The sequence below is a fragment of the Bradyrhizobium sp. Rc2d genome, assembly GCF_900099855.1.
GTDB lineage: Bacteria > Pseudomonadota > Alphaproteobacteria > Rhizobiales > Xanthobacteraceae > Bradyrhizobium.
Genome location: NZ_FNCU01000004.1, coordinates 127,907 through 148,337, shown reverse-complemented (window position 1 = coordinate 148,337; position 20,431 = coordinate 127,907). Strand labels below are relative to the sequence as shown.

Genomic DNA, 20,431 nt, shown 5'->3' with positions numbered 1-20,431 from the left:
CCGACACTACGCTTCGAATGAGAGCGGCTCTCCTCAGCACATTCCAACGAATGTCCGCTACTCCTGGGGCTGCGGGATGGGCCGTGATCTAACGGGTGAAGAATTCAAATGCTTGCAAATCGCCGGAGAAGCGAACGCCGGGTGTGCAGCCGGCTGGCCAAGATCCATTTTGGCGCGGGCTCGCTGCCGCGCGACTGCACGATCACGGATATCTCGGATGGCGGCGTGAAAGTCGTGGCGGAATTCCTGGAAGTGCCGCCGCAATTCACCATCATCTTCGCGCCCGATTATTCCCGCCAATGCCGCCTGCGCTGGCGCATCGGCTGCGAGTTCGGCGCGGAGTTCGTCGATTAGGCCTTAATGGCCGCGCCTCCTTAACCGGGCTTTAGCGTTAATGGGTAAGCATCTCTGATCAGTCGCCGAGTGATCAGAGTATGCCCAAGCGTCCGTCCGCCGCCTTTCCTTCGGCGAAATTCCTGCTTCCCGCGTTCATGGTGCTCGTCCTCGGCGGCTGCCAGACCAATGGCATCGAGGATGTGACCGGCGCGCTCGGGGTCAGATCTGAAGCCGCCGTCAATGCCGACGCCAGGCCGGACATGGACGCGCTGCGCGAACGCTACCGCTCCAAGCCCGGCGATCCCAACGTTGCGCTCGCCTACGGCAAGGCGCTGCGCGAGAGCGGCCAGCGGGCGCAGGCCGTCGCGGTGATGGAGCAGGCCGTGCTCGCCCATCCCAGCAACAAGGCATTGCTCGCCGGCTATGGCCGCGCGCTTGCCGACAACGGCAATTTCCAGCAGGCCTTCGACGTTCTCGGCCGTGCGCATACGCCCGAGGATCCGGACTGGCGCATCCTGTCGGCGCAGGGCGCGGCACTCGATCAGCTCGGTCGCAACGAGGAGGCGCAGCAATATTACGCGACCGCCTTGAAGATCGTGCCCGACGAGCCGCAGGTTTTGTCCAATCTCGGTCTGTCCTACATGCTCCAGAACAATCTGCCGCGGGCGGAGGAGACGATGCGCCGCGCGCACGAGCGCAATCCCACTGACCCCCGCGTGCGCGCCAATCTCGCGCTCGTGCTGGGACTGGAAGGAAAACAGGCCGAGGCCGAGGCCATCGTGAAGGCCGATCTGCCGCCGGATCAGGCGGCGGCAAAGGTCACGGCGCTGCGGCAATTGCTGGCGAAGAAGCAGCAGCGGGCGGACAGATAGCCCGCGCTTTTCGTGGTTTCTCGTTTTGACGCGTTGTCTTGACGCGAACCGGTAGCCACTTCGCTCGAAGACGCTTCTAGCCTTACGACGCCTTGCGATGCGGAGCGGATCCGCGGCCCGACCTGCCCTTCAGCTTTTTCAGCAGCGGCCCGAGCAGCGAACGCTTCGGCTTCTTCACCTCGCCGCGGCCGGCGAGGCGGTTCGCCATGCTCTGAAACAGAAGGGTGGTGCGGTGACTCTTGGAGACCTCCGCGATCATCTGGCCATTGTTGGCGGCGGTCGAGAACAGCTTGGAATCGAACGGGATCACCGCGAGCGGCTGGCTCTCCATGGTCTTGGCGAAGGCTTTGACCTCGATCTCCGCGCGCTTGTGCATGCCGACCTGGTTGAGGCAGTACAGCGGCGGCCGGTCGTTCGGCCGCGCCGCCTTGAGCACGCTCAGCATGTTCTTGGTGTTGCGCAGATTGGCGAGATCGGGCTCGGCCACGATCACGATGTCGTCGGCGTTGACCAGCGCGCGCCGGGTCCAGCCCGACCATTGGTGGGGAACGTCGAGCACGATGCAGGGCGTGGTCATGCGCAGCGTGTCGAACACCGCGTCGAAGGCTTCGGCGCCGAAATCGTAGACGCGGTCGAGCGTCGCGGGCGCGGCCAGCAGGCTGAGCCGCTCGGTGCATTTGGCGAGCAGGCGCTCCATCAGTGCCGTGTCCGGCCGGTCCTGCGACAGCACCGCGTTGGCAATGCCCTGCACCGGATCCTGATTGTAGTCGAGGCTCGCGGTGCCGAAGGCGAGGTCGAGATCGATCACGACGGAATCGAGCGCGAGATCGCGGGCGATGGTCCAGGCCACGTTGTGCGCGACGGTGGACGCGCCGACGCCGCCCTTGGCGCCGACCACCGCGATGACACGGCCGGTGATGATGGCTTCCGACGCCGAGAACAGGCTGCAGATCGAGCGAACCACGTCGAGGGTTTCGACCGGTCCGACCACGTAATCGTTGACGCCGCGGCGGACCAGCTCGCGATAGGGCGCGGTGTCGTTGGGATTGCCGATCACCACGACGCGGGTGCCGGGATCGCAGACGCCGGCGAGGTCGTCGAGCCCCTCCAGGATGTCGCGCGTGCCGTCGGATTCGATCACGATCACGTTCGGCGTCGGCATCGATTCATAGACTTCGATCGCCGCAGCGAGGCCACCGTCCCTGGCAGTGAGATGCGCCTTGGCCAGCCGGCGATCCTCCCCCGCCGCGGTCACCGCGGCGAGTGTCTGCTCGGTCTCGCAAAAGGCCTGCACCGAGATGCGGGGAACCGGCGCAATGTGTTCGTCGGGGTGCCGCGGATCGTCCGCGTCTTCGTCGTGGATGCCAATCATTTGCCGGTGTCGCTGAGTTTGGCCTTGTCGGCCTCGGGATAGGCGGTCGCAGTGGGCGAGCCCTTGCGATAGCGGTCGAAGGCGATGTCGCGCCGAGCGGTGTAGGCGGGCGTCTCGGCGCGCGGCTGTTCGAGGTCGGCGGGGTTGTCGATCATGGCGGCGAGGTTGCGCTGGCTGGCGCAGCCCAGATTGAAATATGGCCGGTTCTCGTTGTAGCCGGGGTCGAGGATGTTCGGACCAACGTCTTCCGGCCATAGCCCGCAGGGTCCGGCCACTGCGCTGATCTTGGAATAGCTCAGCCGGATCGTCGGCAAGAGGCCAGGATCCTCGGGACGATAGGGATGCTGGACGATGGCGCGCGAGGGCACGCCGCCGGATGTGAGCACGGAGCGGATTTCCTGATAGGTCGCCGCCGCCGCGCGCGAATTCGTGGTGTCGGTGGGCACGTCGACGACGACGGAGCCGGTGCCTTCGCGCACCCAGTCCCGGGCAATGCCGGCGACGTCCGCGTGCTGCGCGGCCGAGAGGCCGCCGCGCGCCTTGCCGACGAAGATCACGATCGAGCGCTTGCCCTCCTGCACCGCGATCGGGTGGCGCTGGCGATAGTCGGTCGGCACCGTCTGAGTGACGATTTCACCGGTGGTGTTGCACGCGCCCAGCATGACGGACAGTCCCGTCAGCGCCAGCGCGACGCTGAAGTGGCGGCGTCGGTCGGCTATCGTCCTCGTCATCGCTTGATCCCCTCTTGCCCCGTTTCCTGCCCAGTTTCTTGCCCCGTTCCCCAGGCCGTCCGCTCGTTGTCAGTCGATGATGAAACCGAAATCGCCGGGCGTGCCGTTGATGGGATCGACGCGGCGCGCGATGCCATAAAGGCGGTTCATGCGGCCGAGCAGCGCCGTCTGCGCGTCGGAGGCCGGCGCGAAACCGTCGTCGGGCCGCGACAATTCCTTCTGGGCGACGGCGCGCACCACATAGGGCGTCACGATCACCATCAGCTCGGTCTCGTTGTTGACGAAGTCCTGGCTGCGGAACAGCGCGCCGATGATCGGCACCTGGTCGACGCCGGGCAGGCCGTTGATCGCCTGCTTGGTGTGCTGCTGGATCAGGCCGGCCATCGCCATCGAGCCGCCGGAGGGAATTTCCAGCGTCGTTTCGGCGCGGCGGGTCTGAACCGAGGGGATGGTGATGGAGTTGCTCGAGGTCGAGGACACCGCCTGCGTCAGCGTGATCGCGTTCGTATTCGACAGCTCCGAGACCTCGGTCATGACGCGCAGGCTGATGCGGCCTTCGCTGAGCACGACCGGGGTGAAATTCAAGGAGATGCCGAACTTCTTGTATGTGACCTGGGTGGTGCAGACGTGGGTGACCGGATCGCAGGAATAGCCGGCCGGAATCGGGAATTCGCCGCCGGCGATGAAGGTTGCGGATTCGCCCGAGATCGCGGTCAGGCTCGGCTCGGCCAGGGTTCGCATGACGCCGGCGCTTTCCATCGCGCGCATCGTGGCGCTGACGGTGGCGACGCCCTTGGCGAGGCCGGCGACGCCGAGCCCGTTGTTGGCGACGATCGGTCCACCAGAGACCGAGAACGGGTTGGAGTTGTTGAAGTTCACCACCGCGGTGCCGGCGTTCAGGCTGGCGCTGAGATCGACGCCCAGCTGCTTGACGATATCGCGGCGGACTTCGCCGACGACGACCTTGAGCATCACCTGGTCGCGGCCGCGCACGACGATGTTGTTGACGACCTTGTCGCTGCCGCCGACGAGCTTTGCGGCGACGTCGCCGGCCTGCTGGGCCTCGACCGGGCTAGAGACCGAGCCGGTCAGCATCACGCTGTCGCCGACGCCTTCGATCTGCACGCCCGGTAGCGACTGGCGCAGCGCGGCGCGCATGCCGTTGAGGTCGCGCTTCACCGCGATGTCGTAGGAGGCGACCTGCTGGCCGTCGGCGGTGAAGAACACCACGTTGGTCTGGCCGACCTGGCCGCCGATGATATAGGCGCGCTGCGCCGAGCGGATCACCGCGTTGGCGATCTTGGGATCGGCCACCAGCACGTCCTTGACCTCGCGCGGCAGGTCGATGACGACGGACTTGCCGACGCCGAGTGACAGGAAGCGTGTCCGTGCCGGCGCGATCGTCGCGACCGGCGACACACCGAGATCAGGCGCTTGCATCGGTGTCTGGTCCCCGACCGGCGCGTCCGCGGCACTGAGCCGGTCGGGGGCTGCGAGCAGCCCCAGCATCAGCATCGTCCCCGCCAAGAACGAGCGCGCGCGCTTCCCCCGAATGCGCACGCCCGTCCGATCATCCCCGTAGTTCATGCTATCCCCATCATCACTTCTGTGACGTCAGTTGCCGCGCCTGCACGCCGTAACGGATTACATTCACGCCGGCGGGACGCTTGACCGCCTGGTCCTCGGGCGTGCCATCGACTGCGTTGGCATCGACGATGCTCCGCAGCGCGAGCTGGAGCGTGCCGCCCTGGCGCGCAGCCGACAGCGTGGCGACCTGGTCAGGCTTGAGCTCGAGCGTGACGGTCTTGCCGATCACGGCGGTCTGGCCGTCCTTCTCCTTCGGCGCCTGGTCGATCGCGAGCACGCGGATGTTGGTCAGGATGACCTCGGACACGATCAGGTCATTGCCGCCGGTCGGTCCGTTGGTCTCGGGATTCTTCAGGCGGCGGGTCAGCACGATGTCGACGCGGTCGTTCGGCAGGATGAAGCCGCCGGCGCCGGTCTCGGCTGAAATTTCGGTGGAGACGGCCCGCATGCCGGAGGGCAGGATCGCAGCCATGAAGCCGGAGCCTTCGGCCCTGACCAGCTTCTGCTCGCGGATCGGCTCGCCCTGCATCAACGGCACGCGCGCGATCGAGCCGGCGATCTGGGTCTGCGCCTCGGGCCTGCTGTCGCGGCGGATGAAGGCGTTGCTGGCGGTCGCCGCCGGCCAGGCCTGCCATAGCAGGTCCTCAGGCTTCACGGCCTGGCCGAGCCCTATGTCGTTCTTCGCAACGAGGACCTCGACCGTCGGCAGCTTCTCGGCGACGGGCAGAACGGGTGCGGGCGCACTCTGATAGCTGCTCGCCAGATACGCAGCGACGCCGCCGGCGCCCAGTGCGATGACGAGAACGACAATGCGTGCGGTATTCATACGCTTCTACTCTTACGCGGGGCACTCGAACCGCACGTGGCGGGTTCCCCCGCGTCGATGAGTAGGGAGTAAAAGTATAAGGGGTGTTGCGAGGTCGAATGTGATGGCCGATCACGCTGCGGGTTTTCGGCAGATGGTGAACGCGGCGTTATTCGGTCGGCCAGCGGCCCCGTAGATTCACGTAGCGCGTGAGACGCGTGCAGATGCAGCGCGGGGGCGTCATGGTGAATGGGTGGTTAGTGATGGGGTGCGGAGGGGCGCCGACGAGGTCAGAGAGACGGAAGCAACGCGCAACATTATCATTGTCGTCCCGGCGAAGGCCGGGACCCATACCGCGTGATCTCTCGATGATGGGACGCAGAAGTACTGAGCGCGAATCTTAGCCAAACCGCTCCCTGTGGTTATGGGTCCCGGCCCCCGTGCGCAATTGCGCACTAGGCCGGGACGACGTTGGGGAGAGATCGGGGAATGCCAACGCAATCTTGCGGAGCCTACTTCTTCCGCTTCTGCTCGATCGCGTCCCAGATCTTCGCCGCCACGTCCGGGCCGCCGAGCCGCGTAATGGCGCGGATGCCGGTCGGCGAGGTGACGTTGATCTCGGTGAGGTTGCCGTTGATGACGTCGAGGCCGACGAACAGAAGGCCGCGCTCGCGCAGCGCCGGGCCGACGGTGGCGCAGATCTCGCGCTCGCGCGGGGTCAGCTCGGTCTCCTGCGCCGCGCCGCCGCGCACCATGTTGGAGCGGAGGTCGTCCGCGGCCGGCACGCGGTTCACCGCACCGGCGAACTCGCCGTTGACGAGGATGATGCGCTTGTCGCCGTGCTTCACCTCGGGGATGAACTGCTGGATCACCCACGCCTCTTTGAACGTCACCGAGAACATGTCGAACAGCGAGCCGAAATTCATGTCCTGCGGCATCACGCGGAACACCGCGGCGCCGCCATGGCCGTGCAGCGGCTTCATGACGACGGCACCATGCTTGTCGCGAAAGGCGTTGATCTCGTCGAGGTCGCGCGAGATCAGGGTCGGCGGCATCAGCTGCGGAAAGTTCATCACGAACAGCTTTTCCGGCGCGTTCCGCACCGAGGCGGGATCGTTGACGACCAGCGTCTTCGGATGGATGCGCTCCAGGAAATGCGTCGAAGTGATGTAGGCGAGGTCGAACGGCGGGTCCTGGCGCAGCAGCACCACGTCAAAGCCGTTGAGCGCCTCGCGCTTCGGCTCCCCGAGGGTGAAATGGTCGCCGGGCTCGTCGCGCACGGTGAGGAGCTGAACCGGAGCGACCAGCTCGTCGCCGACCATCGAGAGCTTGTCCGGCGTGTAATAGGACAGGCCGTGGCCGCGCTTCTGCGCCTCCAGGAGCAGTGCAAAGGTGGAATCGCCCTTGATGTTGATGCGGGCGATGGGGTCCATCTGGACGGCGACGTTCAGTTTCATGGTCTGCCTTTCAGGTCGAGGCGTCGAATGCCGCCAACACATGGCGCGGAAGTGATCGCGGCGCAATCAGCATGGCGTCGAATCGCAATTCGAATTCGGCATGCTCGGGATGCGCCACGAGCCAGCCTTGTGCGGCATCGATGATGCGCTGCTGCTGGCGCGGCGTCACCGCGAAGGCGGCATCATCCAGCGTCGCCCGCGCCTTGACCTCGACGAAGGCGATCAGATTGCGGCGGCGCGCCACGATGTCGATCTCGCCATGCGGGGTGCGATAACGCTTGGCGAGGATGCGGTAGCCCTTGGCCATGAGAAAGGCGGCGGCGCGGCTCTCGGCGGAGATGCCGGTGCGGAACGCGGCGATGCGCTCGGGCGAGGCGACTTTCGGTTCCGCCGGGACCTCAGTCTTCGCCATCGCCGCCCCGCAAATCCTTGTGCAAGTCTTTTGCGAGCTCGAGCGCGCGGGCATAGACCTCGCGGCGCGGCCGGCCCGAGAGTGCGACCGCATGCGCCACGGCATCCTTGACGCTGTGCGCGGCCAGCTGCTCGCGCAAGAGACCGTCGAGCGCATCCGATGCCAGCACGTCGGCGTTTGCTGCAGGCGGACCGATCACCAGAACGAATTCACCGCGCGTCTCCGGCGCGTCGGCTTGCCGCGCGAACTCGGCGAGGGGCGCGCGCCTGACCTCCTCGTGCAACTTCGTCAGCTCGCGGCAGACCGCGGCATCTCGCTCACCCATGATCTCGGCGAGATCGGTCAAGGTGGCCTGCATCCGATTTCCCGATTCGAACATCACCAGTGTCGCGTCGATGCGGGCGAGCTCGGCAAGGCGCGACCGCCGCGCGGCCGATTTCGTCGGCAAAAAGCCTTCGAAGAAGAAGCGGTCGGTCGGAAGCGCGGCGACGGACAGCGCCGCCAGCACCGACGACGGGCCGGGCAGCGCATACACCGCATGACCGGCGGCGCAGACCTCGCGCACCAGCTTGAAGCCGGGATCGGAGATCAGCGGCGTGCCGGCGTCGGAGACCAGCGCGACCGAGCCGCCTGCCGCAAGCGCCTCCAGGATTTTTGGGCGCGCGGCTTCCGCGTTGTGCTCGTGGTAGGGCTTGAGTTGTGCGGCGATGGCGTAGCGCTCGGTCAGGCGCCGGGTGATGCGGGTGTCCTCGCAGGCGATGACGTCGACGCCGGCGAGCGTCTGAAGCGCCCGCAGCGTGATGTCGCCGAGATTACCGATGGGCGTCGCCACCAAATGAAGGCCCGGCGCCGCCTTCGGCGCCGTAAGCCGATGGGCGTCGATGGAGAAGCCGCGCGAGGCGGCATCTTGAGCTTCAGACGTATTTATCGGGGCCGGCTTTGCGCGCATAATGAAGTCAACTTAGGCACGATCCGCAGGGCTGGGAACCGGCTCTTCGAAAAAGATCGTGCCGAGGTGAGGGCGGACGGGAATGTGATCGATCCGGGATCGCGTTGCGAGGGAGTGAGGGTCCTCGCGCCATATTCGCGACCGAAACGCCGCCTTGATGCTGCGTAAGTGCGTGAACAGTTGGCCAGGACGGGGAGGCGGCCGGGTTAAGTGGCTATTATCCTTTTGTTTTGGTTAACTATTCGTCGACAATATGCCTGAATCCCCGGCTTGTGTCGTGGAAGGAGTGACCGGCTGCCGACGGCCGGTCGGAAGAGAAGTTGCCATGGTGGGCCCGCGTCATCCCAGATATTCCTCTTCGGAGGAGTCTTCCGCTCCCGGGCCCCGATCGTCGGCGACCCGGCGGAGTGCGCTCGGCCTCCTGCTCGGCGCGCCCTTGCTGTCGGCCTGCGCCGGCGTGCAGCAGAGTCTCAGCCAGTTCTCCAATCCGTTCTCCAGCTCGGCGCCCCCGGCTCAGCCGGCTGGCCCGCCGCAACAGGCCGCGACCGCGGGCACCGGCGGGGTGAAGGTCGCCGTGATCCTGCCGCTCTCGGCCGCCGGCAATGCGGGGCTCGCGGCGCAATCCATGCGCAACGCCGCCGAGATGGCGCTGGCCGAGTTCCAGAATCCGAACATCCAGCTCCTGATCAAGGACGACAATGGCAGCCCGCAAGGCGCGCAAGCGGGTGCGCAGCAGGCGGTCGATGAGGGCGCCGAGATCATCCTGGGACCGCTGTTCGCGCAGTCGGTGCCGGCGGTGGCGCAGGTCGCGCGCACACGCGGCATTTCGGTGATCGCGTTCTCGACCGATTCCAGCATCGCCGGACGCGGCGTCTATCTGCTGAGCTTCCTGCCGGAGTCCGACGTCAACCGCATCGTCGAATATTCCGCCAGCATCGGAAAGCGCTCGGTCGCCGTGCTCGTGCCCGACAATGCCTATGGCAACGTCGTCGAAGCCGCCGTGAAGGCGGCGGTGCCGCGGCGCGGCGGGCGCATCGTCGCCTTCGAGAAATACGGCGCCGATCGCGCCACCCCGGCGCGGACCGTGGCGCAGCAGCTCGGCAGCGCGGACGCGCTGTTCATTGCCGATGACGGCGATGCCGTCGTCTCAGTCGCGGATGCGATGACTGCGGCGGGCGCCAATTTGCGTAACATCCAGCTGCTCGGCACCGGCCTGTGGGACAATCCGCGCGTCTATGCCAGCGCTGCGTTGCAAGGCGGTCTCTATGCCGCGCCGGACCCGGCCGGCTTCCGCGCCTTCTCCGGCCGCTACCGCACCAAATACGGCGCCGACCCGATACGCACCGCGACGCTCGCCTATGATGCGGTCGCCCTCGTCGCCGCGCTCGCGCGCACGCAAGGCACCACGCGCTTCTCGCCTGATGTGCTCACCAACCCCTCGGGCTTTGCCGGCATCGACGGCCTGTTCCGCTTCCGCGCGGATGGCACCAACGAGCGCGGCCTTGCGGTGATGAAGGTGACGCAGGGGGGCGGCGTTGCGGTGGCAGGCTCGCCGAAGAGCTTTGGGGCGTAACGAGATGCCGTAGGGTGGGCAAAGGCGCGCTTCGCGCCGTGCCCACCATCTCTCCGCAAGATCGCATGAGAGTGGTGGGCACGCTTCGCTTTGCCCACCCTACGGCATCTCGCTACGCCGCCAAATCCGCGACCACAGCATCCAGTACCGGAAAACCGCTGCTGGTCACGCGCAGGCGGCCCGTCGCATCGACCGTGATCGCGCCTTCCTCGCGGAGCAGCGCGATGCGGCCGGGGTCGAGCGGGCGGCCGGAGAGGGCTCTGTAGCGCTCGGGGTCGATGCCTTCGGCGAGACGCAATCCCATCAGCAGAAATTCGTCGGCGCGTTCCTCGCTGTTGAGGAGCTCGTCGGTGACCACGCCGTCGCCGTTGGTCTCGACCCGCATCAGCCAGGCTTCGGGGCGCTTCTCGGTGGCGGTGGCATGGCGCACGCCGTCGATGTCGAGCCGGCCATGGGCGCCGGGGCCGATGCCGGCATATTCCTCGCCGCGCCAATAGACCAGATTGTGCCGGCACTCGGCGCCGCGCCGCGCGTGATTTGAAATCTCGTAGGCCGGCAGACCAAGCTTGTCGCAGGTTTCCTGCGTGACGTCGTAGAGCGCACGCGCGACGGCTTCGTCCGGCGTCTTCAATTTGCCGGCCTGGTGCAGGCCGAAGAACGGCGTGCCTTCCTCGATCGTCAATTGATAGAGCGACAGATGCTCGGCCGCTTCATCGATCGCGAGACGCAGCTCCTCGGCCCACATCGCCGGCGTCTGGTCAGGACGGGCGTAGATCAGGTCGAACGAATAACGATCGAACGAGCGGCGCGCGATGGCGACGGCATCGAGGGCCTCGCGCGCACTGTGCATGCGGCCGAGTGCCTTCAACGAGGCATCGTCGAGCGCCTGCACGCCGAGCGAGACGCGGTTGACGCCGGCGGCGCGATAGCCGGCGAAGCGTGTGGCCTCGACGCTGGTCGGGTTTGCCTCCAGCGTCACCTCGACATCGTCAGCAACATGCCAGTGCTTGCCGATCGCATCGAGCACTGCGCCGACGGTAGCGGGCTGCATCAATGACGGCGTGCCGCCGCCGAGGAAGATCGAGGTGACCTCGCGGCCGGGCGCGCGCTCGGCGGTCGCTGCGATCTCGCGGGCGAAGGCCGAGGCGAAGCGCGCTTCGTCGATTGGTGCGTGGCGGACATGGCTGTTGAAGTCGCAATAGGGGCATTTCGACAGGCAGAACGGCCAGTGCACGTAGACGCCGAAGGCTTCCTTAGCGCGGCTCAAGGCAGATCTCCGCCAGTTTCACGAAGGCGCGGGCGCGGTGCGAGAGACCGAGGCCGAGCGGCGGCAGGCCGTGCTTCTCGATGCTCTCCATCTCACCGAAGGTGCGGCTGTGGCCATCGGGCAAAAACATCGGATCGTAGCCGAAGCCGGCGGTACCGCGCGGCGGCCAGACCAGCGTGCCGTCGACCCGCGCCTCGACCTCTTCGAGATGATCGTCGGGCCAGGCGACGCAGAGCGCGGAGACGAAATGCGCGGTGCGCTGCGCCGGAATCGTCGCGCCGCGCTCCTGGAGCAGGCGCTCGACCTGCGCCATCGCCACTGCGAAGTCTTTGTTTGGCCCGGCCCAGCGCGCGGAGAAAATGCCGGGCGCGCCATCGAGCGCGTCGACGACGATGCCGGAATCATCAGCGAAGGAAGCAAGCTTGCTCGCCCGCGCCGCCGCGATCGCCTTGATCGCGGCATTGCTGCGGAAATCGTTGCCGGTCTCTTCGGGCTCGCTCAGGCCGAGCTCACCGGCCGACACCGCCTCGATGCCGTACGGTGCAAGCAGCTCCCGCATCTCGGCGAGCTTGCCGGGATTGTGGGTGGCGATGACGAGCTTGTCCGTGATTCGGCGGTGCATGGCCTATTGACTACGCCACAGCCAGTTTCTGCAAGTCTACCAGACGCGCGACGCCCTTGCGCGCCAGCGCCATCAACGCCAGGAACTCGGTTTCGGTGAACGGCTCGCGTTCCGCGGTGCCCTGCACCTCGATGAGGCGGCCGTCGCCGGTCATGACGAAATTGGCGTCGGTCTCGGCTTCCGAATCCTCGGCGTAGTCGAGATCGAGCACCGGCGTGCCGTTGTAGATGCCGCAGGAGATCGCGGCGACGTTGTCACGCAGCACGTTGGTCTTGATCATGTTGCGCGCCTTCATCCAGTTGATGCAATCGGCGAGCGCGACCCAGGCGCCGGTGATCGAGGCCGTGCGGGTGCCGCCGTCGGCCTGGAGCACGTCGCAATCGACCGTGATCTGGCGCTCGCCGAGCGCTTCCAGATCGACGATGGTGCGAAGCGAGCGGCCGATCAGGCGCTGGATCTCGACGGTGCGGCCGCTCTGCTTGCCGGCGGAGGCCTCGCGGCGGGTGCGTTCGGAGGTTGCGCGCGGCAGCATGCCGTATTCGGCGGTGACCCAGCCGCGGCCTTGGCCCTTCAGCCACGGCGGCAGGCGGTCTTCCAGCGTGGCGGTGACCAGCACATGGGTGTCGCCGAATTTCACCAGGCACGAGCCTTCCGCATATTTGACCACGCCGCGCTCCAGCGTCACGGGGCGCAATTCGTCGGGCGCACGGCGGCTTGGCCGCATGGGAAATCCTCCAAAACTCACGGGAAAGGCTGTTCGCGGTGCTTGTAGGAGGGGCGAGGGTAGGCGGCAAGGTTTTTTCACCCTCTGATTTCGAGCCTGTAAACGCCACGCTTGTCAGGAGCGCCCGGGATAGACAAATTATGAGTATCTGAGAGGAGTTACCGTCTGTGGCCCATCACGATCCGATCCATCTGATCGCGCCGCGCGCAGGCCTCGCCCAGCTCAACGAGCGTTCCCGCGACATCTTTCGTCAAATTGTCGAAAGCTATCTCGCGACCGGCGAGCCGGTGGGCTCGCGCAACATCTCGCGCCTGATCGCGATGCCGCTGTCGCCGGCCTCCGTGCGCAATGTCATGGCCGATCTGGAACAGCTCGGCCTGATCTATGCGCCCCATACCTCCGCCGGCCGGCTGCCGACGGAACTCGGTCTGCGCTTCTTCGTCGATGCCTTGATGCAGGTCGGCGACCTCAACGAGGCCGAACGGCAATCCATTCAGAGCCAGCTCTCTTCCGTCGGCGAGGCGCAATCGGTCGAGGCGGCGCTGGACCAGGCCTTGATGCGGCTGTCGGGCCTGACCCGTGCCGCCGCGGTCGTGCTGACGCCGAAATCCAATGCGCGGCTCAAGCACATCGAATTCGTCCGCCTGGAACCGGAGAAGGCGCTGGTGATCCTGGTCGGCGAGGATGGCCAGGTCGAAAACCGCGTGCTGACGCTGCCGCCCGGAGTTCCCTCCTCGGCGCTCACCGAAGCCGGCAATTTCCTCAATGCGCGGATCCGCGGCCGCACGCTGGCCGAGGCGCGGCTCGAACTCGAGACCGCGCTCGGCGAAGCCCGCGCCGAGCTTGATCAGCTGACGCAAAAGGTGATCTCGGCCGGCATTGCAAGCTGGTCCGGGGGCGAGAACGAGGACCGCCAGCTCATCGTCCGCGGTCACGCCAATCTGCTGGAGGATCTGCACGCGCTGGAGGACCTTGAGCGGGTGCGCCTGTTGTTCGACGATCTCGAGACCAAGCGCGGCGTCATCGACCTGCTCGGCCGGGCCGAGACCGCCGAAGGCGTGCGAATTTTCATCGGGAGCGAGAATAAGCTGTTCTCGCTGTCGGGTTCCTCCACCATCATCTCGCCCTATCGGGATGCCGCCGGCCATATCGTCGGCGTGCTCGGCGTGATCGGCCCGACGCGACTGAATTATGCCCGCGTGATCCCCACCGTGGACTACGCCGCCCGCATCGTCAGTCGCCTTTTGGGGGGCTGACCGGCGTTTCCTCCGATCACAGGCGCTTGATTTTCGTAAGCTTAGGCACGATATCCGGGCCAACAATCCCCTGAGACGAGTTCGAGAACAGAGCCGATGACCGATCAAGACCGGCAACCCGAAGACACGACCGCGCCCACCGGCGAGCCCGTGGTCTCGAAGCCCTACATCATGCCCGACGATCCCGAGCCGGGCTCGGTCGAGACGTTGCAGAAGGAATCCGCCGAGGCGCGCGACCGCATGCTGCGGACGCTGGCCGAGATGGAGAACTTGCGCAAGCGCACCACCAAGGAGGTCGCCGACGCCCGCCTCTACGGCATCACCGGCTTTGCCCGCGACGTGCTGGAGATCGCCGACAACCTCCAGCGCGCGCTCGATGCCGTTCCGGCCGAGGCCCGTGCGGCGGCCGATCCCGGCCTGACCTCGCTGATCGAGGGCGTCGAGCTCACCGAGCGCTCGCTGCTCAACGCGCTGGAAAAGCACGGCGTGAAGAAGTTCGATCCGCAGGGCCAGAAGTTCGACCCGAATTTCCAGCAGGCGATGTTCGAGGTCCCGGATGCGTCGGTGCCGTCGGGCACCGTGGTGCAAGTCGTGCAGGCGGGCTACACCATCGGCGAGCGCGTGCTGCGTCCCGCCCTGGTCGGTGTCGCCAAGGGCGGCGCGAAGACAGCGCCCACGGCCAACAACAACAATGAGTCGAGCGGCGCGGCGAATTGAGTCTCACATCCGCGTTTGAGACCCTCATCCTTCGAGACGGCGCTGACGCGCCTCCTCACCATGAGGGTCTGGCAGAGCTGCGCGTCGCTTACGCACTCACCGCGATATCCGCAGATTGAATCCGCTTCACGCCGGCCTTGGCCATATCGGCCCAGGCCTTTGCCAGCGAGCCCTGCGTGTCGATGCCGCGGCAGGCGTCCTCCACCACATAGACCTCGAAGCCCGACTTACGCGCATCGAGCGCCGTCCAGGCGACGCAGAAATCGGTCGCGAGGCCAGCGACGAAGACGCGCTTGATCTTGCGGCCCTTCAGATAGCCGGCAAGGCCCGTCGAGGTCTTGCCGTCGGCTTCGAGGAAGGCCGAGTAGCTGTCGACGTCCCTGTGAAAACCCTTGCGGATGATGAGTTCGGCGTGCGGGATCGCAAGGTCCTTCGACAGCACGGCACCGTCGGTGCCCTGCACGCAATGGTCCGGCCACAGCACCTGCTTGCCGTAGGGAAGATCGACGGTCTCGAACGGCTTCTTGCCGGAATGCACCGACGCGAACGAGATGTGGCCGGGCGTATGCCAGTCCTGCGTCATCACCACGTTCGCAAACGCTTTCGCGATCTTGTTGATGACGGGCACCACCTGCTCGCCTTCCTTCACCGCAAGGCTGCCGCCGGGCAGGAAGCAGTTCTGCACGTCGATCACGAGCAGCGCGGAGGCCTCGTCCGGCTTGATTGACGCGGCCGCAAACAGCGCGGTTGGAGTGAGGCCCGCGAGCGCCGTGGTCGCAAGCGCCGCCAACATGTGTCGCCGATCCAGCATCGTTCGTCTCCCCTCCAGGATGATGATCCACGGGAAGAAAGCCTAGTTCCGTTCGCATACGAACAGAAGCCCGAAAATGCAGCCGGGTTTGATGAGGGGTTGGGCTCTATCTTCTCGTCGTCCCGGCGAAGGCCGGGACCCACAACCACAGGGAATGGTCGTAGGACGAGCTGGTAACTCCGAGTCTTCGCAAAACTATTGCTGCGGCGTATGGGTCCCGGCCTTCGCCGGGACGACACCGAGTTTGTTGGACGAGCGAGCGTGCCTACCCCTTCGGCTGGATGCCGTCGCGCACGGCGCGGAAGCGGGTGAAGGCGGCTTGCCACTGGTCGCGCGGGGCGCTGGCGATGATGCGCAGCGAGGCGCCGCCGCTCGAGAAGCGGATCCACTGCACCACGGTCACCGGCGTCTTGTCCTTGCCGCTGACGCCGTCGATCCGGGTCTCGAAACCCTGCTGGCCGTTGATGCGGATCGGCTCGGACATGGTGACGCGCGATTCGCGCACGCCGGGAATCTGGAGCGCCGCCTCCTGCGCAAAGCGGGCGCGGTCGTCGGCCTGCTGCGGGGTGGCGCCGATCAGGCCGAGGATCATGAACGGCTTCGACTCATAGCCTGCGCTCTCGTTGCCGTCGGCCAGGATGATGCTCGAGCCCGGCGCCAGCGTGCGGATGTCCTTGAAGTCGGCGAGCTCGGTGATCTTGAACGGCATCAGCGCGATCTGCTCTTCGGCCGAGACCTGCTTGCGGGTGGTGGCGCTCGCAAACATCTGGCGCACCGCTTCATCGGTGTAGATCTTGGTCGCATTCTCCGGGATCTGCACCGCGACATAGCCGGAGAAGCCTGCGCCCGGCACGATCATCGAATAACGCCTCACCGGAGTGTCGCCGGCCTTGCCGCTTTCGGTGGTGAAATAGGCAAGGCCCGCGGGGGTCTCGATCTTGTCCTGCTTGACGCCGTTCGCACCGGCCGGATTGGAATTGAAGGCGCTCACGACCTCGCCATAGGCTGCAGGCGGCAGCTCGGTGATCAGCACTTTGACGCTGCCGTCCTCGCTCTCGAAGCCCGGAAAGGACTTGGCCGTGCTCAGCCCGATCAGCGGCACCATGCCGAGGCGCAGGCCAGGCGGGTAAACGGCGTCGGCAGCAAGGGCCGGAAGCGCCGAGGCGACGAGGAGGACGAGCGCGGCGAGGGGGCGGATCAGCTTCATGGGCACTCTGATTGGTTCACATTGAGGCCGTTCGATGGTCGGCCATTGGGCCGCTTTGTCGCGCGGAGCAGCTGCGCTGCGGTTGCCGGCCGGACCGCCTTTTAGCGGGTTTGGCCTTGCCGCAACAGGGTGGGGCGGACTGCCATAGCGGGGGCTTGCCGAGGCCTGAACCTGTTAATATTTCCTCACCCGCAAGGGTGGTTGAGCCCGGATATGATCTTCCAAAACCCGATGTTTTCGCGGCCGAAACTTGCGTTCGGTCCTTGCGGGCCCCTCCCCCCCTCCTATATGAGCCTCAATCATCGCAATATCGCGGATGTTTGATCTTAGGGGGTTTCGGTCGGGTGCCTTCTGGGCCCAGCCAACCTGCCGCAAAAAGAAGGATATCAGGACCATGGGAAAGGTCATTGGGATCGACCTCGGCACCACGAACTCGTGCGTCGCCGTAATGGATGGCAAGAACGCCAAAGTCATCGAGAATTCCGAAGGCATGCGCACGACGCCTTCGATCGTCGCCGTCACGGATGACGGCGAGCGCCTCGTCGGCCAGCCGGCCAAGCGTCAGGCCGTCACCAATCCCGAGCGCACCTTCTTCGCAGTGAAGCGCCTCATTGGCCGCCGCTACGACGACCCGATGGTCGAGAAGGACAAGAAGCTCGTTCCGTACAAGATCGTGAAGGCTTCCAACGGCGACGCCTGGGTCGAGGCCGACGGCCAGACCTACTCGCCCTCGCAGGTCTCGGCGTTCATCTTGCAGAAGATGAAGGAGACCGCGGAGGCCCATCTCGGCCAGAAGGTCGACCAGGCCGTCATCACCGTTCCCGCCTACTTCAACGACGCGCAGCGCCAGGCGACCAAGGACGCCGGCAAGATCGCGGGCCTCGAAGTGCTGCGCATCATCAACGAGCCGACCGCGGCCGCGCTTGCCTATGGCCTCGACAAGACCAAGGCCGGCACCATCGCGGTGTACGACCTCGGCGGCGGCACCTTCGATATCTCCATTCTCGAAATCGGCGATGGCGTGTTCGAGGTGAAGTCGACCAACGGCGACACCTTCCTCGGTGGCGAAGATTTCGACATGCGCCTGGTCGGCTATCTCGCCGACGAATTCCAGAAGGAGCAGGGCATCAACCTGCGCAACGACAAGCTCGCTTTGCAGCGCCTGAAGGAAGCCGCTGAAAAGGCCAAGATCGAGCTGTCCTCGACGACGCAGACCGAGATCAACCTGCCCTTCATCACCGCGGACCAGACCGGGCCGAAGCATCTGACGATGAAGCTCACCCGCGCCAAGTTCGAGGCGCTGGTCGACGACCTCATCCAGAAAACGGTCGAGCCCTGCCGCAAGGCGCTGAAGGACGCCGGCGTCACCGCCGGTGAGATCGGCGAAGTCGTGCTGGTCGGCGGCATGTCGCGCATGCCGAAGGTCCAGGAAGTCGTGAAGCAGCTGTTCGGCAAGGAGCCGCACAAGGGCGTCAACCCGGACGAAGTCGTGGCGATCGGCGCCGCGATCCAGGCCGGCGTGCTCCAGGGCGACGTCAAGGACGTGCTGCTGCTCGACGTGACCCCGCTGTCGCTGGGCATCGAGACGCTGGGCGGCGTGTTCACCCGCATCATCGACCGCAACACCACGATCCCGACCAAGAAGAGCCAGGTGTTCTCGACCGCCGAGGACAACCAGAACGCGGTCACCATCCGCGTCTTCCAGGGCGAGCGTGAAATGGCGGCCGACAACAAGATGCTCGGCCAGTTCGACCTGATGGGCATTCCGCCGGCCCCGCGCGGCATGCCGCAGATCGAGGTGACCTTCGACATCGACGCCAACGGCATCGTCAACGTCTCGGCCAAGGACAAGGCCACCGGCAAGGAGCAGCAGATCCGCATCCAGGCCTCGGGCGGCCTGTCGGAAGCCGACATCGAGAAGATGGTCAAGGACGCCGAGGCCAATGCCGAGGCGGACAAGAAGCGCCGCGAGGCGGTGACCGCCAAGAACGAGGCGGATGGCCTGGTGCATTCGACCGAGAAGGCGCTGGCCGAGCACGGTTCGAAGGTCGCCGAGAGCGAGCGTCGCGCCATCGAGGATGCCGTCAGCGACCTCAAGGAAGCGCTGAAGGGCGACGATGCCGAGGCGATCAAGGCCAAGACCCAAACGCTGGCCCAGGCGTCGATGAAGCTCGGCGAGGCCATGTACAAGCAGCAGGCCGAGGCCGACGCCAAGAAGGATGCGGCCAAGGACGACGTCGTCGACGCGGAATTCACCGAGGTCGACGACGACAAGAACAACAAGAAGTCCGCTTAAACCCCAAGAGGGTGACGATGCGGACGGCTTGGACCCCAGACGCGCTAAAGGCCTCCTCCCTCGCGGGGGAGGCCAACGTGTCGGGACGGGCGGGACAGATGCTCGTTACGATCAATCAATTCCCAGCCGTTATGCTCAATGTTGCTACGCTGCCCTCTGCCGCGACGCGCAAGGCCGCCTATATCAAGGCTGCCTATGTCGTTGCGCAGCGGCGTCGTTTCGCCCCGACTTGATTCGCGATTGGATAGACCGAGTCCGACATGTCCACGTCCACCAAGCGCTGCTACTACGAGACCCTCGAAGTCGAACGCGACGCCGACGAATCCAAGCTGAAATCGTCGTTCCGCAAGCTGGCGATGAAATTCCATCCGGACCGCAATCCCGGGGATGAAACCAGCGAGGTCAAGTTCAAGGAAATCAACGAGGCCTACGAGATCCTCAAGGACAAGGACAAGCGCGCCGCTTACGACCGTTACGGCCACGCCGCGTTCGAGCAGGGCGGCGGCTTCGGCGGCGGCGGTGCCGGTTTCGGCGCGGGCTTCGCCTCCTCCTTCTCCGACATTTTCGAAGACCTGTTCGGCATGGCCGGACAGCGCAGCCGCGGCGGCCGCGAGCGTGGCGCCGACCTGCGCTACAACATGGAGATCACGCTCGAGGAAGCCTTTGGCGGCAAGACCGCGCAGATCGAGATTCCGGTCTCGGTCACCTGCGAGGCCTGCTCGGGCATCGGCGCCAAGGCCGGCACTAAGCCGAAGACCTGCTCGACCTGCGGCGGCGCGGGCCGCATGCGGCAGTCGCAGGGCTTCTTCACGCTCGAGCGCACCTGTCCCGGCTGCCAGGGCCGCGGCCAGACGATCGAGGATGCCTGCCCGTCCTGCGCGGGACAGGGCCGGGTCACCCGCGAGCGCACGTTGTCAGTCAATATTCCGCAAGGGGTCGAGGACGGCACGAGGATCAGGCTCGCCGGCGAGGGCGAGGCCGGGGTCCGCGGCGGCCCGCCCGGCGACCTCTACATCTTTCTGTCGCTGGCCCAGCACCAGTTCTTCCAGCGCGACGGCGCCGATCTGCATTGCCGCGTGCCGATCTCGATGGTGACGGCCGCCCTTGGCGGCGAATTCGAGGTGCCGACGATCGAGAAGAGCAAGGCGAAGGTGAAGGTGCCCGCCGGAACCCAGTCGGGCCGTCGTTTCCGCATTGCATCAAAGGGCATGCCGGTGCTGCGCTCGCGCCAGATGGGCGACATGTACGTCCAGGTCGTGGTCGAGACCCCGCAGAACCTCACCAAGAAGCAGCAGGAATTGCTGGCCGAGTTCGAAAAGCTCTCCTCCGGCAACACCCAGCCGGAATCCGACGGATTCTTCGCCAAGGTCAAGGATTTCTTCGGCAACCGGGCGAGTTGACGTGTCTTGACCGTGCCGCCTTCGGCCTATACGTCTT

20 protein-coding genes are annotated in these 20,431 nt (G+C 65.8%); 8 read left to right on the top strand and 12 right to left on the bottom strand.

Annotated elements, in window-relative coordinates:
• Positions 1-108: 108 nt before the first annotated feature.
• Positions 109-354 (top strand): PilZ domain-containing protein, encoded by a 246-nt coding sequence (locus BLV07_RS08525; RefSeq protein WP_018644993.1) that lies wholly within the window; start codon positions 109-111, stop codon positions 352-354.
• An 80-nt stretch (positions 355-434) separates the two neighbouring features.
• Positions 435-1,208, top strand: a complete 774-nt coding sequence (locus BLV07_RS08520; RefSeq protein WP_091882543.1) for a tetratricopeptide repeat protein — start codon at positions 435-437, stop codon at positions 1,206-1,208.
• A gap of 82 nt (positions 1,209-1,290) precedes the next feature.
• Here the strand turns inward: BLV07_RS08520 and BLV07_RS08515 are convergent, their stop codons facing one another.
• The 7 genes from BLV07_RS08515 to rsmI form a co-directional block, all read right to left on the bottom strand.
• Entirely contained in the window at positions 1,291-2,580 is a 1,290-nt protein-coding gene (locus BLV07_RS08515; protein ID WP_091882540.1) for a CpaE/TadZ family protein, read from the bottom strand.
• Positions 2,577-3,311, bottom strand: coding sequence for a CpaD family pilus assembly protein (locus BLV07_RS08510; RefSeq protein ID WP_091882537.1), 735 nt, complete (start codon positions 3,309-3,311; stop codon positions 2,577-2,579). The genes BLV07_RS08515 and BLV07_RS08510 overlap by 4 nt, the downstream gene beginning before the upstream one ends.
• 69 nt (positions 3,312-3,380) lie before the next feature.
• Positions 3,381-4,898 carry a type II and III secretion system protein family protein gene (locus BLV07_RS08505; RefSeq protein WP_091882534.1) on the bottom strand — a complete coding sequence of 506 codons (1,518 nt, stop codon included), beginning with the start codon at positions 4,896-4,898 and terminating at the stop codon, positions 3,381-3,383.
• Positions 4,899-4,911: 13 nt separating this feature from the next.
• Positions 4,912-5,724 carry a Flp pilus assembly protein CpaB gene (cpaB, locus tag BLV07_RS08500; RefSeq protein ID WP_091882530.1) on the bottom strand — a complete coding sequence of 271 codons (813 nt, stop codon included), beginning with the start codon at positions 5,722-5,724 and terminating at the stop codon, positions 4,912-4,914.
• Positions 5,725-6,215: 491 nt separating this feature from the next.
• On the bottom strand, positions 6,216-7,160 hold the full coding sequence (gene gshB / locus BLV07_RS08495; RefSeq protein ID WP_091882526.1) for a glutathione synthase: 945 nt from the start codon (positions 7,158-7,160) through the stop codon (positions 6,216-6,218).
• Positions 7,161-7,170: 10 nt separating this feature from the next.
• Positions 7,171-7,572, bottom strand: coding sequence for a YraN family protein (locus tag BLV07_RS08490; RefSeq protein ID WP_091882523.1), 402 nt, complete (start codon positions 7,570-7,572; stop codon positions 7,171-7,173).
• Positions 7,559-8,521, bottom strand: coding sequence for a 16S rRNA (cytidine(1402)-2'-O)-methyltransferase (gene rsmI / locus BLV07_RS08485; protein ID WP_091882520.1), 963 nt, complete (start codon positions 8,519-8,521; stop codon positions 7,559-7,561). The genes BLV07_RS08490 and rsmI overlap by 14 nt, the downstream gene beginning before the upstream one ends.
• Before the next feature lie 325 nt (positions 8,522-8,846).
• On the opposite strand from rsmI, the gene BLV07_RS08480 reads away from it, so the two are divergent.
• Positions 8,847-10,094: a penicillin-binding protein activator gene (locus tag BLV07_RS08480; RefSeq protein ID WP_176945415.1), complete on the top strand. Its 1,248-nt coding sequence runs from the start codon at positions 8,847-8,849 to the stop codon at positions 10,092-10,094.
• A gap of 112 nt (positions 10,095-10,206) precedes the next feature.
• On the opposite strand, the gene hemW is transcribed toward BLV07_RS08480, so the two are convergent.
• Genes hemW through rph form a run of 3 tightly spaced genes read right to left on the bottom strand, consistent with a single transcriptional unit; the run spans position 10,207 to position 12,707 of the window.
• Positions 10,207-11,361: a radical SAM family heme chaperone HemW gene (hemW, locus tag BLV07_RS08475; protein WP_091882516.1), complete on the bottom strand. Its 1,155-nt coding sequence runs from the start codon at positions 11,359-11,361 to the stop codon at positions 10,207-10,209.
• Positions 11,348-11,983, bottom strand: a complete 636-nt coding sequence (gene rdgB / locus BLV07_RS08470) for an RdgB/HAM1 family non-canonical purine NTP pyrophosphatase (RefSeq protein ID WP_091882512.1) — start codon at positions 11,981-11,983, stop codon at positions 11,348-11,350. Before rdgB ends, hemW begins: the two co-directional genes overlap by 14 nt.
• Positions 11,984-11,993: 10 nt before the next feature.
• Positions 11,994-12,707 (bottom strand): ribonuclease PH, encoded by a 714-nt coding sequence (rph, locus tag BLV07_RS08465; protein ID WP_091882509.1) that lies wholly within the window; start codon positions 12,705-12,707, stop codon positions 11,994-11,996.
• Positions 12,708-12,874: 167 nt separating this feature from the next.
• Between rph and hrcA the strand changes: the two genes are divergently transcribed.
• Positions 12,875-13,963 (top strand): heat-inducible transcriptional repressor HrcA, encoded by a 1,089-nt coding sequence (gene hrcA / locus BLV07_RS08460; RefSeq protein ID WP_091882505.1) that lies wholly within the window; start codon positions 12,875-12,877, stop codon positions 13,961-13,963.
• Between the two features lie 96 nt (positions 13,964-14,059).
• Positions 14,060-14,680 (top strand): nucleotide exchange factor GrpE, encoded by a 621-nt coding sequence (gene grpE, locus BLV07_RS08455; RefSeq protein ID WP_091882502.1) that lies wholly within the window; start codon positions 14,060-14,062, stop codon positions 14,678-14,680.
• A gap of 88 nt (positions 14,681-14,768) precedes the next feature.
• Here the strand turns inward: grpE and pncA are convergent, their stop codons facing one another.
• A complete protein-coding gene (gene pncA / locus BLV07_RS08450) occupies positions 14,769-15,491 on the bottom strand; it encodes a bifunctional nicotinamidase/pyrazinamidase (RefSeq protein WP_091882499.1) in 723 nt (240 codons plus the stop codon).
• A 265-nt stretch (positions 15,492-15,756) separates the two neighbouring features.
• Entirely contained in the window at positions 15,757-16,698 is a 942-nt protein-coding gene (locus BLV07_RS08445) for a hypothetical protein (protein WP_176945414.1), read from the bottom strand.
• 394 nt (positions 16,699-17,092) lie between these two features.
• Between BLV07_RS08445 and dnaK the strand changes: the two genes are divergently transcribed.
• The 3 genes from dnaK (at position 17,093) to dnaJ (ending at position 20,394) form a co-directional block, all read left to right on the top strand.
• A complete protein-coding gene (gene dnaK, locus BLV07_RS08440; RefSeq protein ID WP_025033017.1) occupies positions 17,093-18,994 on the top strand; it encodes a molecular chaperone DnaK in 1,902 nt (633 codons plus the stop codon).
• A 98-nt stretch (positions 18,995-19,092) separates the two neighbouring features.
• Positions 19,093-19,227 (top strand): hypothetical protein, encoded by a 135-nt coding sequence (locus BLV07_RS49710; protein ID WP_283806514.1) that lies wholly within the window; start codon positions 19,093-19,095, stop codon positions 19,225-19,227.
• Positions 19,228-19,254: 27 nt separating this feature from the next.
• A complete protein-coding gene (gene dnaJ / locus BLV07_RS08430; RefSeq protein ID WP_091882489.1) occupies positions 19,255-20,394 on the top strand; it encodes a molecular chaperone DnaJ in 1,140 nt (379 codons plus the stop codon).
• Positions 20,395-20,431 lie beyond the last annotated feature (37 nt).

What these genes read in the sequence shown, in the direction of transcription:
- rsmI (WP_091882520.1), bottom strand. Translation starts at nt 8,521, where the DNA reads ATGCGCGCAAAGCCGGCCCCGATAAATACGTCTGAAGCTCAAGATGCC.
- BLV07_RS08510 (WP_091882537.1), bottom strand. Translation starts at nt 3,311, where the DNA reads ATGACGAGGACGATAGCCGACCGACGCCGCCACTTCAGCGTCGCGCTG.
- BLV07_RS08505 (WP_091882534.1), bottom strand. Translation starts at nt 4,898, where the DNA reads ATGAACTACGGGGATGATCGGACGGGCGTGCGCATTCGGGGGAAGCGC.
- BLV07_RS08520 (WP_091882543.1), top strand. Translation starts at nt 435, where the DNA reads ATGCCCAAGCGTCCGTCCGCCGCCTTTCCTTCGGCGAAATTCCTGCTT.
- BLV07_RS08525 (WP_018644993.1), top strand. Translation starts at nt 109, where the DNA reads ATGCTTGCAAATCGCCGGAGAAGCGAACGCCGGGTGTGCAGCCGGCTG.
- grpE (WP_091882502.1), top strand. Translation starts at nt 14,060, where the DNA reads ATGACCGATCAAGACCGGCAACCCGAAGACACGACCGCGCCCACCGGC.
- BLV07_RS08515 (WP_091882540.1), bottom strand. Translation starts at nt 2,580, where the DNA reads ATGATTGGCATCCACGACGAAGACGCGGACGATCCGCGGCACCCCGAC.
- BLV07_RS08445 (WP_176945414.1), bottom strand. Translation starts at nt 16,698, where the DNA reads ATGAAGCTGATCCGCCCCCTCGCCGCGCTCGTCCTCCTCGTCGCCTCG.
- dnaK (WP_025033017.1), top strand. Translation starts at nt 17,093, where the DNA reads ATGGGAAAGGTCATTGGGATCGACCTCGGCACCACGAACTCGTGCGTC.
- gshB (WP_091882526.1), bottom strand. Translation starts at nt 7,160, where the DNA reads ATGAAACTGAACGTCGCCGTCCAGATGGACCCCATCGCCCGCATCAAC.
- pncA (WP_091882499.1), bottom strand. Translation starts at nt 15,491, where the DNA reads ATGCTGGATCGGCGACACATGTTGGCGGCGCTTGCGACCACGGCGCTC.
- BLV07_RS08480 (WP_176945415.1), top strand. Translation starts at nt 8,847, where the DNA reads ATGGTGGGCCCGCGTCATCCCAGATATTCCTCTTCGGAGGAGTCTTCC.
- BLV07_RS49710 (WP_283806514.1), top strand. Translation starts at nt 19,093, where the DNA reads ATGCTCGTTACGATCAATCAATTCCCAGCCGTTATGCTCAATGTTGCT.
- dnaJ (WP_091882489.1), top strand. Translation starts at nt 19,255, where the DNA reads ATGTCCACGTCCACCAAGCGCTGCTACTACGAGACCCTCGAAGTCGAA.
- cpaB (WP_091882530.1), bottom strand. Translation starts at nt 5,724, where the DNA reads ATGAATACCGCACGCATTGTCGTTCTCGTCATCGCACTGGGCGCCGGC.
- rph (WP_091882509.1), bottom strand. Translation starts at nt 12,707, where the DNA reads ATGCGGCCAAGCCGCCGTGCGCCCGACGAATTGCGCCCCGTGACGCTG.
- rdgB (WP_091882512.1), bottom strand. Translation starts at nt 11,983, where the DNA reads ATGCACCGCCGAATCACGGACAAGCTCGTCATCGCCACCCACAATCCC.
- BLV07_RS08490 (WP_091882523.1), bottom strand. Translation starts at nt 7,572, where the DNA reads ATGGCGAAGACTGAGGTCCCGGCGGAACCGAAAGTCGCCTCGCCCGAG.